This is a genomic window from Erysipelothrix sp. HDW6A (genome assembly GCF_011400295.1).
In the GTDB taxonomy this organism is placed as follows: Bacteria; Bacillota_I; Bacilli_A; order Erysipelotrichales; family Erysipelotrichaceae; genus Erysipelothrix.
On record NZ_CP049859.1, the window covers coordinates 488,568 to 501,361 of the forward strand.

Annotated in this window: 9 protein-coding genes and 1 pseudogene; 9 read left to right on the forward strand and 1 reads right to left on the reverse strand. The window is 35.8% G+C overall.

The window, feature by feature from the left end; all coding sequences use genetic code 11:
* Position 1: 1 nt before the first annotated feature.
* Positions 2–484 (reverse strand): thiol peroxidase, encoded by a 483-nt coding sequence (gene tpx, locus G7059_RS02580; protein ID WP_166080534.1) that lies wholly within the window; start codon positions 482–484, stop codon positions 2–4.
* Positions 485–581: 97 nt separating this feature from the next.
* On the opposite strand from tpx, the gene G7059_RS02585 reads away from it, so the two are divergent.
* The 9 genes and pseudogenes from G7059_RS02585 (at position 582) to G7059_RS02620 (ending at position 12,555) form a co-directional block, all read left to right on the forward strand.
* Complete coding sequence (locus G7059_RS02585) at positions 582–1,100, forward strand: HNH endonuclease (RefSeq protein WP_166080535.1); 519 nt, start codon at positions 582–584, stop codon at positions 1,098–1,100.
* Complete coding sequence (gene rlmD / locus G7059_RS02590; RefSeq protein ID WP_166080536.1) at positions 1,097–2,467, forward strand: 23S rRNA (uracil(1939)-C(5))-methyltransferase RlmD; 1,371 nt, start codon at positions 1,097–1,099, stop codon at positions 2,465–2,467. Before G7059_RS02585 ends, rlmD begins: the two co-directional genes overlap by 4 nt.
* Positions 2,468–2,767: 300 nt before the next feature.
* Positions 2,768–3,361 (forward strand): helix-turn-helix domain-containing protein, encoded by a 594-nt coding sequence (locus tag G7059_RS02595; protein ID WP_166080537.1) that lies wholly within the window; start codon positions 2,768–2,770, stop codon positions 3,359–3,361.
* An 18-nt stretch (positions 3,362–3,379) separates the two neighbouring features.
* The gene (locus G7059_RS02600) at positions 3,380–4,903 is read left to right on the forward strand and encodes a class I SAM-dependent DNA methyltransferase (RefSeq protein WP_166080539.1); all 1,524 of its coding nucleotides are present in this window, start codon (positions 3,380–3,382) and stop codon (positions 4,901–4,903) included.
* Positions 4,893–5,096, forward strand: a complete 204-nt coding sequence (locus G7059_RS10375; RefSeq protein WP_205700226.1) for a hypothetical protein — start codon at positions 4,893–4,895, stop codon at positions 5,094–5,096. The genes G7059_RS02600 and G7059_RS10375 overlap by 11 nt, the downstream gene beginning before the upstream one ends.
* A complete protein-coding gene (locus G7059_RS02605; protein ID WP_255489648.1) occupies positions 5,093–6,172 on the forward strand; it encodes a restriction endonuclease subunit S in 1,080 nt (359 codons plus the stop codon). The genes G7059_RS10375 and G7059_RS02605 overlap by 4 nt, the downstream gene beginning before the upstream one ends.
* Positions 6,173–6,504: 332 nt before the next feature.
* Positions 6,505–7,248, forward strand: a complete 744-nt coding sequence (locus tag G7059_RS10380; RefSeq protein WP_205700228.1) for a type I restriction endonuclease — start codon at positions 6,505–6,507, stop codon at positions 7,246–7,248.
* Positions 7,224–9,742 (forward strand): annotated as a pseudogene (locus G7059_RS10630) (type I restriction endonuclease subunit R). The gene G7059_RS10380 and the pseudogene G7059_RS10630 overlap by 25 nt, the downstream one beginning before the upstream one ends.
* 395 nt (positions 9,743–10,137) lie before the next feature.
* Positions 10,138–12,555: an AAA family ATPase gene (locus tag G7059_RS02620; RefSeq protein ID WP_166080541.1), complete on the forward strand. Its 2,418-nt coding sequence runs from the start codon at positions 10,138–10,140 to the stop codon at positions 12,553–12,555.
* Positions 12,556–12,794 lie beyond the last annotated feature (239 nt).

Consider the following 12,794-nt stretch of genomic DNA (forward strand, 5'->3'; position numbering starts at 1 on the left):
ATTACTTTGCAACAGATAATGCTTTTTCATAATCTGGTTCTTGAGCAATTTCAGGAACTATTTCTGAGTGAATAATTGTTCCTTCTTCATCAACTACAAAGATAGAACGCGCTAGAATATTCATTTCTGGAATATATAATCCAAATGCTTTCGCAAATGATAATCCAGTATCACTTAACATCTCTGCATCAACACCTGCTGTTGCACACCAATCACGTAGTTGGTCTTGCGTGTTATTTGAAACGTTTAGTATCTTCACATCAGGAATTTGTCCTGCTACTTGGAAGAAATGACGTGTTTGTAAATCACACACGCGTGTATTAATGTCTGGGAATATTGAAATAATTGCTTTGGATCCTTTAAGAGTATCATTGTTGATAACGACGTTGTCGAGATTCTTCAACTCAAAATGTGGAAGTTTCTCACCAACTTGTGGTTGAACTCCTTCTAACTCTCTTGGATCTCCTTTAAATGTAACTTTCATGGTATCACATCTCCTTGGTTTAATTATAGTAAATGCAAAGGAATACTTCAAAGTAACTGCATTAAACATGGTATAATACCCATAGAAAGTAGGCTTTATGACACAAAAACGTATCAAAACAACAAAGAAAGAAATCGCAGAATATTGGAAAGAGCGCATTGATAATCATGAAACCAGTGTGTCTTTCAAGCATGCTACAAGTCACTGTTGGCGTTGTGGTGTTAAGAAACGTTTAGATAGAGCTCATATCATACCAGCTTCTAAAAACGGTTTGGATTCACCTGAGAACTTTGTGTTGTTGTGCAAACATTGCCATATAGATAATCCCAATTTAGATAATGTAGAAATAGTTTGGGATTGGCTACGCGCTTACAAACTCAGTGAGAATGAATCCCTTTGGTATGTTCAAGGTTTAAGAGAGTACCAGTATGTCTATGGAGAGTCTTTAGAAGTATCCTTAACAAAGCTAGGTATTGAACGAGACATGTTTGATCAAGAATTTGAAGTAACGCTGTCAGAGGTAGGGCATCACTTTGGTCAACCGCGTCATAATCGTGCTACTATTGCAGGAGCAATAAAAATGACATTGGATCGTATGAAAGGAAATACGCTATGAGTATAACAATTAAAAAGAATGATGAATTTGAAACAGAAATCCTAGATATTACCCACGAGGGTTTTGGTGTAGCGAAGGAAGATTCCTTTCCCATCTTTATTGAGAATGCGATACCGGGAGAGAAAGTAGTTCTAAGAATTACAAAGGTACTTAAGAGATTTGCCTATGGACGCATTATGAAGTGGATAGAGACATCAGAAGACCGTGTAGAGGTTACTGATACCTTGGGAACACGTGTCGGCACCATGCCCCTGCAACACATAAAATACGAAGCACAACTTAAATACAAACAAAAAATAGTAAGAGATACTTTAGCTCGAGAAATCGACATGATCGATATTGAGGTATTGCCAACACTAGGTGCAGAAAACCCTTGGTCATATCGTAATAAAGCACAAATTCCTGTGAGAGAGATCCATGATCAACTCGAAACAGGATTCTTTAAACGTGGAACTCATGATTTAGTCCCTATAGAAAATTACCACATTCAAGATCCAATCATTGATGAAGTAATTCTAGCAGTAAGGGATATCCTAAGGAAGTACAAAATCAAAGCTTATGATGAAGATAAACACAAAGGCGATATACGTCATATTATTGTAAGACGAGGACACTATACTGACGAGATTATGGTAATTCTTGTAACACGTACTGAGAATTTAAAACACTCTGAAAGTATCGTGGAAGCCTTAGTATCACAGTACCCTGAGATTGTAAGTGTTGTTCAAAACATTAATACAGAAAGAACTAATGTCATCATGGGACGAACTGTGAATGTTCTCTATGGTAATGATTGGTATGAGGATGAGTTACTTGGTAAACGTTATAAGATTTCTTCACAATCGTTCTATCAAGTGAATGCCCTTCAAACAGAAGTACTATATCAAAAGGCTTTAGAATTTGCGGATATTACAGGAGATGATAATGTGATTGATGCTTACTGTGGTATAGGAACTATCTCGCTAAATCTCGCAGATAAAGCAAAGCATGTTTATGCAGTAGAAGTAGTCCCTCAAGCTATCGACATGGCGAAAGATAATGCAAACATCAATAACATTAGTAACGTAGACTTCGTTGCTGGTAAAGCAGAAGATGTGATGGCAAGCTGGGTAAGTGATGGAATTGAGATTGATGTGATTGTAGTTGATCCACCTCGCAAAGGACTCGATCCTAAGTTTATTGAAGCATCACTTAAAACAAGTCCAAAACGAATTGTATATGTAAGCTGTAATCCAGCAACACTTGCACGAGATTTAAAGATTTATCAAGAGTGTGGGTATACGGTTGAATTAGTTCAACCAGTAGATATGTTTCCACAGACGACACATGTGGAGACGGTAGTATTGATGTCAAGGGTTGATAAGTAAGAGTATAATAAGATAAGTAAATAAAGGCTTTCCGTGGTTTGAGATCTGGCTTTAAGCTGGAGGAGAATCACGGTTTTTTATTATGTGGGAACTTATCTAAAACTAGCAAAGTGTAGGGTTGATTGGTTAGATTTACTTTAGGGCTTGTGAGTTGACAAAATAGCTGTCAAAAATGTAGTGAGTGGATAGAATTAGTGTCAAAAGAATAGAAAACATTTACATTAGTTATTGACCCAGTCAATAAAATGAATTATAATAAATATTAGATTGGAACATTGCCCTGCACCAGGAGGTGAGAACTTGATTGGACTAGAGTACATTTTAAACCTCTTTAATCTTCAGCATATAGAACTTGCAGAAAAACTTGGCATTAGAAAACAAAATATAAACATGTGGGTGAAAGGGCGGCAGAACATTCCAAAGAAATATCTACCAGTTTTAGAAGAACTCTTTGGTATCGATCAGTCCTATTTTGGACGTGAGCTTACAGAAATTGATCAGTTAGAGATCCAGAAGGAAAAGCTGAAAAGAGAGCTTAAGCCTGTAATCAAGAAGCATGAACAGCAGTTTTCTTTGGGTGAGATTAATGATCTTGTTGAAGTTCCCATCTACGACAAAGAAGAAATGAATGCCATAGAACGAGATATTGAGAAAGCGAAATTGGTATCAAGATTTAAGGCCGCAATGGATATAGTAGATAATAATCCATATTTAGAGACCTACAAGCTCATCGTAGAACTGCTTGAAAAAGTACAGCATGAATCCGTTCTACACAAAACGATTGAAGCGCTAGCTCATTATTATGAAGTCTTGCCTGATTGGGTAAACAGCGAACCGGAACAAGAAGGCTTTGAAGGTGAAATATTCGAAGTCTTTGATGATCATAACTATTAAACATTTGGAGGGAAAAATATGACTGAGAAAACAGGAAATATTGGATTTGAAGAGACACTTTGGAAAGCGGCCGATAAATTAAGAGGCAGCATGGATGCCAGTGAATATAAACACGTGGTACTGGGACTCATTTTCCTGAAGTACATATCCGATAAATTCGAAACAAAATTTGACGCACTTATTGAAGAAGGTGCAGGCTTTGAAGAAGACCGAGATGAATACGAAGCAGAGAACATCTTCTGGGTTCCAAAAGAGGCTAGGTGGGGCTTCATTAAAGACAATGCAAAGGATCCCAAAATCGGTCAGTTTATTGATGATGCCATGATCCTTATTGAAAAAGAGAATACATCTTTAAAGGGTGTACTGGATAAGCGTTATGCAAGACCCGAAATTGATAAGAGAAGACTTGGAGAACTGATTGACTTAATTTCAACGATAAAGCTTCATCAAAATGGAGAAAAGGACTTACTAGGAAGAGTGTATGAATACTTCCTTGGACAGTTTGCCAGCGTTGAAGGAAAAGGCGGTGGAGAATTCTATACGCCTACTAGCGTTGTTAAGACCTTAGTTGACATGATTGAACCCTACCAAGGCAGAGTTTATGACCCTTGTTGTGGATCCGGAGGTATGTTTGTACAGAGTGAAAAGTTTGTGGAGGATCATCAAGGGAAAGTTGAAAATCTCTCCATCTATGGTCAGGAAATGAACTCAACAACCTGGAAACTTTGTAAAATGAACTTGGCGATCAGAGGGCTGGATGCCAATTTAGGACCACACCATGATGACACTTTCCATCATGATCTTCATAAGACATTAAAGGCAGACTATATCCTTGCCAATCCACCTTTTAACATTAGTGATTGGGGCGGCAATCAATTGACGGATGATGTGAGATGGAAGTTTGGTATTCCACCCCAAGGAAATGCCAACTACGCATGGCTTCAGCATATGGTTTATCATCTAGCACCTAATGGTAGTGCGGGGATCGTTCTTGCGAATGGCTCACTAAGTACAAACACTTCAAATGAAGGTGAAATAAGAAAGAATTTATTAGAAGGAGATCTGGTCGATGCTATAGTAGCACTTCCTGATAAATTGTTCTATTCTACAGGTATTCCTGTATCACTATGGATCCTTAACAGAAACAAAAAGGATAATCCGAAGTTTAGATCAAGAGAACATGAAGTCCTTTTTATTGATGCACGACAGCTAGGAGAAATGATTGATAGAAGACATAGAGAGCTAACGGAAGAAGATGTCAGAAAGATCACTGAAACCTATCATGAATGGCGAAATATCGATGGGGAATATGAAGACATCAAAGGTTTCTGCAAGTCAGCTAAGATTGAAGACATCAGAGAACATGAATATGTTCTAACACCTGGAAGATATGTAGGTATAGAAGATGTGGAAGATGATGGTATCCCATTCGATGAAAAAATGGAAAATATGACTTCAGAGTTGGCTGAACTCTTTGCTAAATCCCGAAAGCTAGAAGATGAGATCAGAAAGAATCTAGGAGGGATTGGGTATGAGTTTTAGTGAGTGGAGAGAAGTAGCATTAAAGGATGTTATTGAGTTTAATCCTAAAGAATCAATAAAAAAAGGGACAATAACTAAAAAAATTGGAATGGATAAATTGGCACCGTTTCAAAGAAAAATTGATGGATTTGAATTAGAGGCGTTTAAAGGGGATCAAAGTTTAGAAATGGAGATACTCTTCTTGCGAGAATAACTCCTTGTTTAGAGAACGGAAAAACAGCTCAAGTAACGATTTTAGATGATGATGAAGTAGCCTTTGGATCTACAGAGTATATTGTGTTGAGACATAAGATAGGTATTACAGATAATAATTATATTTTTTATTTAGCACTATCACAATATGTTCGAGATACTGCAATAAAATCTATGACAGGTACTTCTGGTAGGCAAAGAGCACAAACTGATGTAATCGAGAATACTAAAATAATGCTTCCCCCGCTAGATGAACAAAAAGCCATTGCCCACATTCTCTCAACCCTAGACGATAAAATAGAAGTCAACAACCAGATCAACAAAACCCTTGAAAATATGGCGCAAGCAATTTTTAAGCAATGGTTCGTGGATTTCGAATTTCCCAATGAAGATGGAGAACCATATAAGTCCAGTGGTGGTGAAATGATTGAAAGCGAACTTGGGTTGATACCTAAGGGGTGGGAAGTTGGTTGTATTGGTGATTATGTAAAAGTTAAGTCCGGATTTGCATTTAAAAGTGCGTGGTGGACTGAGAAGGGTGTTCCTGTTGTTAAAATAAAAAGTTTGCAAAATGGAACTATCAATTTTAGTGATGTAGGTTATGTTGATAAGGATAAGGTTGATAAAGCCAGAGAATTTATAGTAAATGGGGGTGACCTTCTTATAGCAATGACAGGTGCTACGATAGGCAAAATAGGACTTGTACCTAAATATCCTCATAAAATTTTAGTCAATCAGCGAGTAGGTAAGTTTTTTTTAGGTAATCTACCAATTAAAAAGATATCATTTTTATTCTGTTTAATTAGTCAAAAAACAATATATGATGAAATTGTTTCTAGGGGAGATGGAAGTGCTCAGCCAAATATAAGTCCTTCGCAAATCGAGAGTATAAAAATCGTATTACCACCTAAAGAGATGATTAATAAGATGAATAATAAAACACAACAAAATTTTGAAAAAATGATACAAAATTTAAGAGAAAATATGACTTTATCACAATTAAGAGACACTCTCCTCCCAAAACTTATATCAGGAGAAATCAGAGTGCCTCTAGAGTCAGAAAGTGATGCATCATGAAATTTGGCATAAGAAAACCAAGCCTAAAAAGAAGAATCTCTGCAAGAACCAGTATCAAAAGACAGGTGGTGCACTGTGCAGGGATAAAGATGCCACGGGGATATGGCTTTCTTAAAAATCCCAAGAAAGCAATTTACAACAAAGTATACAATCGGACATCCTTTGATATATTCTAGACACTAAAAAAGCTGTTTAAATAATTACTCATTCAAGGTCTATTCGGTGAATGGAGAAGTGGAGGTGCGGGGTGATTAATAAAACAATAGAATTAAATCAAGTAACTGCTTTGGGAATGCAAATCGAAATGAAAGATTGTCTGGGAGGTGGTAGTGATGAGTAGTGTAAATGGCATTTTTACAGAAGCGATGCTTGAAGAAGCAGCGATTGAAATTTTAGAAAACCTGGGCTACGATTATGCCTTTGGTCCGGACATCTCTTTAGGTGGAGATTATGAAGAAAGAAAAGATTATCGTGAGGTGATCCTTTCACATAGAGTGAAAGACGCACTCTTTAAGATCAATCGAGATCTGCCAAGTGAAGCGCTAGAGGAAGCCTATCGTCAGCTGATTACATTTAACAGTCCAATGCTGGAAGAAAACAATCGCTATTTTCATCAGTTAATGACTGAAGGGATAGAAGTATCCTTTCAGGAAGGTGGCAATATCCGTACCAAAAGAGCCTATATTATAGACTTTGAAAATATAAGTAATAATGAATTTGTGGTTGTCAATCAATTTACTATTATAGAAAATGAAGAAAGAAGACCCGACCTTATCGTCTTTGTGAATGGACTGCCACTTGTGGTCATTGAGTTAAAGTCTGCGAGTGATGAAAATGTAGGGATTGAGGGTGCCTATAATCAGATTCAGACTTACAAGAGAGATATTCCATCTCTATTCAATTATAATGCCTTTTGTGTTATTTCAGATGGGATCAATGCCAAAGCTGGCACCATTACCTCCAATGAAGAGTGGTTTATGAACTGGAGAACCGTTGATGGCGAGAATATTGCACCTTTATCTGAGCCTCAGTATGAAGTGCTGCTAGGGGTATGTTTCAAAAGGAAAGATTATTAGATATTATTCAAAACTTCATTCTTTTCCAGGAGTCGAGAGAAGCAGAGAAGGATTTTGAAGGCAAGAAAATAGGAGATAAAAAATCCATCATAAAAATCTTGGCAGCCTATCATCAGTACTTTGCTGTTAAGAAAGCGATTGAAAAAACAAAAGAAGCAACAAAGGAAGACGGCGATCGTAAGATCGGTGTTGTTTGGCATACCCAAGGTTCGGGAAAGAGCTTTTCTATGGTGTTCTATACGGGGGCCTTGTGCGGGAACTGAACAATCCAACCATCGTGGTCATAACTGATAGAAATGACCTGGATGATCAGCTCTTTACAACCTTCACCAAATCAAAAGATATTTTGCGTCAGATACCTAAACAGGCAACAGTACGAAAACTTTCAGATAGCCAGAGAACGAATTATGCTAACGGAAATAGCACTGATGTAAATGGACTGTATGATCTTTTGAATGATCGAGAGTCCGGTGGAATTATCTTTACGACCATTCAAAAATTCAAACCAGAAGATGGCGAGATGCCAGTACTCACAGATCGTAAGAATGTCATCATCATTGCCGATGAAGCCCACAGAAGCCAATATGGATTAGAGGCCAAAGTGGATGCTAAAACGGGTGAAGTGAACTATGGCTATGCGAAATACCTAAGAGACGCACTACCTAACGCCTCCTTTATTGGTTTTACAGGGACACCAATTGATCTAGAAGATCGATCAACGGTCGCTATATTTGGTCATACGATCGATACCTATGACATGACCCAGGCGGTAGAAGATGAAGCGACGGTACGGATTTATTATGAAAACCGCATCATTAAACTGGAAACAGATGAAGAAGAGCTGACAAAAATTGATGATGAATTTGAAGAAATCACAGAAGGTCAGGAAGATTTCGAGAAGGATAAAAATAGAGCCAAATGGTCCAGGATGGAGGCCATTGTAGGTTCTCCCAACAGAGTCAAAAAGCTTGCCGAAGATATCGTCAATCACTACGAAGAAAAAGCGAAGAGTATCGATGGCAAGGCTATGGTTGTCTGCATGAGTCGCAGAATCTGTGTTGATCTTTATGAGGCGATAACAGCACTGAGACCTGATTGGCATCATGATGATATTGATAAAGGGAAAATAAAAGTTGTTATGACTGGTAGTGCTGCAGATAATGAAAAGCTTCAGAAGCATTTAGGTGGTAAACAACGTAGAGAACTGCTTGCAAAACGCATGAAGGATAATAGTGACGAACTTAAAATAGTAATTGTGAGAGATATGTGGCTTACTGGATTTGATGTGCCATCCATGCATACCATGTATATTGACAAACCGATGAAAGGTCATAACCTGATGCAAGCCATTGCAAGAGTTAATCGCGTCTTTAAAGAAAAATCTGGCGGTGTAGTGGTTGACTATATCGGGATTTTAGAAAGCTTAAAGAGCGCACTAAAACAATACACCAATACGGATCGTCAAAATACCGGTATTGATACGGATGTTGCAATTGCTGTTATGCTTGAAAAACTGGAAATCTTAAGAGACATGATGCACGGGTACGATTACTCGAAGTACATGGGGAATTCTCAAGTGGAAAGAATGCGTACAATTGTAGGCGGTATGGACTTTATTCTTGGGAAGAAAGAAGAGGACCAAAAGGAATTTAAAAAGACAGCTCTGGAACTAGGTAAGGCCCATGCTCTATGTGCTGCAACGGATAAGGGGAAAGAAAAGGCTCTTGAAGTTAGCTATTTTAAAGCAGTGAAAGCCAGCCTTGTTAAACTGAAAGAAAAAGACAAAACACCGTTATCAAAAAGAGAAATTGAAGCAAGACTTCATCAAATGTTGGAACGCTCCATCATCTCAGAAGATGTGATTGATGTATTTGATGTAATGGGAATCAAAAGGCCGGAGATCTCAATCCTTTCCGAGGAGTTCTTAAAAGAAGTTCAGGAAATGAAGCAGAAGAACTTGGCGGTGGAGATGCTTAAAAAATTATTAGAAGGCAACATCAAAACCATGGAAAAACGAAACCTTGTAAAATCGGAAAAATTCTCTGAAAGGCTGACGAAGGCTCTAAACAAGTATCGAAATCAAGCACTTACAAATGCTGAAGTCATTGAAGAGCTTGTAAGAATGGCACATGACATTAAAAAAATGCGTGAGGAAGAGGCAGAACTGGGTCTTAGTGACGATGAAATCGCTTTTTATGATGCACTAACCGCAGATGATATCGTAAAAGAACTCATGGAAGATGAAACGCTTAAGAAAATCGCTCGTGAATTAACTCTAGCAATAAGAAATAACATCACTATCGATTGGAGTGTTCGTAAAAGTGCAAGAGCCAGCATGAGACGTGTGATTAAAAGGCTTCTAAGTAAGTATGATTATCCACCAGATCAAGCTCTAAAGGCTATGAACATTGTTATGCGACAAGCGGAGAAAATGGCCGGAAATATATATGAAGAAGTTATTTGGTCAGATAGAGTTGCAGAAGAACCTCGGTAATTTACAATTGATTGATGAAAGGATTGATTTTAGATGAATGTAAGCTTAAACTAAAACGGAAGAATGCGGAGAAGGTAAATGACATTGTTACAATGGATGCCGATTTGTGTCCGCAAGCAAGTGACGATGATATTAAATTGTGTTCACATACTAGTATCCACACATATAGAAAATGTGGTGTATCTGCAACGGGGAGATAAGTAAAAGATCTTTATTTCAAGTTTCTTTGTAGGTGTATTATTATTTAAATGTATTTTGAGTTGACCGATGTTTGACAATGTATATAGAATGTTATGTACAATGAAAAAATATCTAGTGGAATTATTTGGGTATTATGCAACTGAAACTGAAAGATTATTTTTATTAGTTCCAGATCTACTTGAGGAGGACAATGTATGTTTGAAAAATTAAAAGGAATTTCTCTCGAAGGAGAGATGTTAGAGGGTAAGACTAAGTTTGACATATTTGATTCAAATTCCAAGCTAAGCGTAATTTATGGTCGAAATGGGTCAGGAAAAAGTACAGTTGCAAAGGGATTCAAGAAAATTAAAGGTGATGATATACCAACTTTGACAAGTGCTGAATTATATGAAACTAATGACTCACATATATCTAGTTCTGATGAAATCAAGGATAATGTTTTTGTTTTTGATGAAGGATTTATTGAGAAAAATATTAAAATTGATTCTGATGGGCTAAACTCAATTGTAATGTTTGGGGAACAGGTTGAATTAGAAGAACTAATAAATACGAAAAGTGCCCTTCTAACTAAAAAAAGAGAAGAATATTCAAAAAAACAAGATAATTGTCGTATCTATGAAGATGCAAAGAATATTAACTCTCCTAGTTTTCATTGGAACAAAACTAAATCACTGTTATCTGGTGAAGGTAAGTGGTCATCTATTGACAAGCAAATAAAGGGGAATAGAAATAATTCATCCGTAACGGATCAAACTGTTGAAATGATTGTCAAAACAAAACCTGAGAAAAGCGAAGATGAGTTAAAAAATGATTTCAGAGTCAAGATGGAAGAACTAAAACATTTTTCCGACTCTGGTGCAAAGATAGAAAGGCCTATAATACTTGAATTTGAATATAAATTTAATAAAGAAGAAGTTGATGCCCTGCTTAAGGAAAAAATTGAAGAACCTGTTTTATCAAGTAGAGAAAAGCAAATTCTTCATTTGATTCAGCATGGAAATCTTAACGTGAATGGAATAGATTATTTTTTGGGTGTAAAAGAGTACTTTGAAGATGATAAGACCGATCAATGTCCATATTGCTTACAGGAAACATCGAAAGACTACAAAGCTTCATTAATAAAAAATATTGAAGCAGTATTAAATAAAGATGTTGAGGAACACATTTCGAAACTTTCTGATATAAAGATTAGTAATATAGATTTCCCTTTTGATTTATACAAAGAGTTAGATCAAACACTAGTTTTAAAAGTTAAAAATAATGTTGATGATTTGAATGAAGTTTTGAATCAATATGTTCAGTATATCGACCAAAAATCAAGCAATGTTTACCAACCAATTGATACAAAAGTTGATATTGCACTACTAGTAAAGGATTTCTCCTCAAATCTTGAAAACTTAGAAATAGATAGAGTTAAGTACAACAACAAATTTGCTTCAATTAACAAAACAAAAGATGAATTACACATAATCAATAAAGAGTTAGCATACTACATGATTATTGATACATACAATTTGTACTTGACTCAAAAAGATTTAAAGCAAAAGGAGTTCAACAAATTATCATTGTTGAAAAAAGAAGGAATTGAATTAGCTAAAGAAGTAAATCAATTGTTACAAAGACAGAGTAATACCCATATTGCGGTAGATTTTATTAATAAAGGGCTAAAATACATATTCTTTTCTAAAGAAAGATTGCACATTCACCCTAAAGAAAATAAATATTTACTCTATTCTAATGGAAAATCTGTTCAACCTATTAATATTTCTTGTGGAGAACGAAACGCGTTAGGTTTATGTTACTTTTTCACATTAATGCTGAATAATAAAAATGAAGTAGATGTATACAAAAATGAATCACTTCTAATTATTGATGATCCCGTATCTAGTTTTGATCTTGAAAATCAAGTAGGGATTCTCTCGTATCTAAAATCACAGATATTGAAGGTAGTCAGTGGAAATATCAATAGTAAAATCGCAATTTTTTCTCATGATTTAATGACAATAGATAATATAAAAAAAATTATGGAAGAAGTGGAAAAAAATGTTGTGAAAACCCAATTTGAACTAACTAATAACAAAATTAAATATCACATCAGTCATAAAAAGATTGAGAAATTTACAGTAGCTAATATTGGTAATACAACAAATGATTATAATAGATTACTTGTTAATATATTTGATTATGCGGTTTATAATGAGAAAGATAGTTTAGGGTCTTTAATTATTCCTAATGATGACTTAGTAATAGGAAATACCATGAGAAGAGTTCTGGAAGCATTTTCCACTTTTGAATACAGAATGGGGATCAATGAGATATCCACAGATAGAAAAATCTTATATTTAATGGACGAAGAATATGCAGATTATTTTGAAAACCTAATGTATCGTTTGGTTTTAAATGGAGAAAGTCATCTAAAGGACCGTGTAAAAGATACTGCTAAAATTGATTTTTACACGACTATTAGTTTGGAAGAAAAGCAGCGTACAGCGAGAGATGTTTTATGTTTAATGTTTGTTTTAAATCAAACACACATAAAGTATCATTTTAAGGACAACCAAAAGGCAATTGAAAAGATTGAACAATGGTGTAGAGAAATCAAGTCCAAATAGACTAGATATGAACCTTCATATTATTCCTTGATGTAAAATATCGATTCATCGAAAAGGAATGAGTCTGAAGGTGGAATAACAGTTTTATCAAATCACCCAATGTAGAGAGTGTTGTGCGACTTTGCCAATCCAAGTAACGATAAGATTTCATATTCTCACTGTACATAATACTTTCAAAATCTAGAGTTTGATGACTATATCACGTGACATTTAAAGCTAAAACACGTATTATTACTGTA

Excerpts from the sequence above, each read along its gene's own strand:
- G7059_RS10380 (WP_205700228.1), top strand. The coding sequence starts at position 6,505 with ATGAGTAGTGTAAATGGCATTTTTACAGAAGCGATGCTTGAAGAAGCA.
- tpx (WP_166080534.1), bottom strand. The coding sequence starts at position 484 with ATGAAAGTTACATTTAAAGGAGATCCAAGAGAGTTAGAAGGAGTTCAA.
- G7059_RS02600 (WP_166080539.1), top strand. The coding sequence starts at position 3,380 with ATGACTGAGAAAACAGGAAATATTGGATTTGAAGAGACACTTTGGAAA.
- G7059_RS02620 (WP_166080541.1), top strand. The coding sequence starts at position 10,138 with ATGTTTGAAAAATTAAAAGGAATTTCTCTCGAAGGAGAGATGTTAGAG.
- rlmD (WP_166080536.1), top strand. The coding sequence starts at position 1,097 with ATGAGTATAACAATTAAAAAGAATGATGAATTTGAAACAGAAATCCTA.
- G7059_RS02585 (WP_166080535.1), top strand. The coding sequence starts at position 582 with ATGACACAAAAACGTATCAAAACAACAAAGAAAGAAATCGCAGAATAT.
- G7059_RS10375 (WP_205700226.1), top strand. The coding sequence starts at position 4,893 with ATGAGTTTTAGTGAGTGGAGAGAAGTAGCATTAAAGGATGTTATTGAG.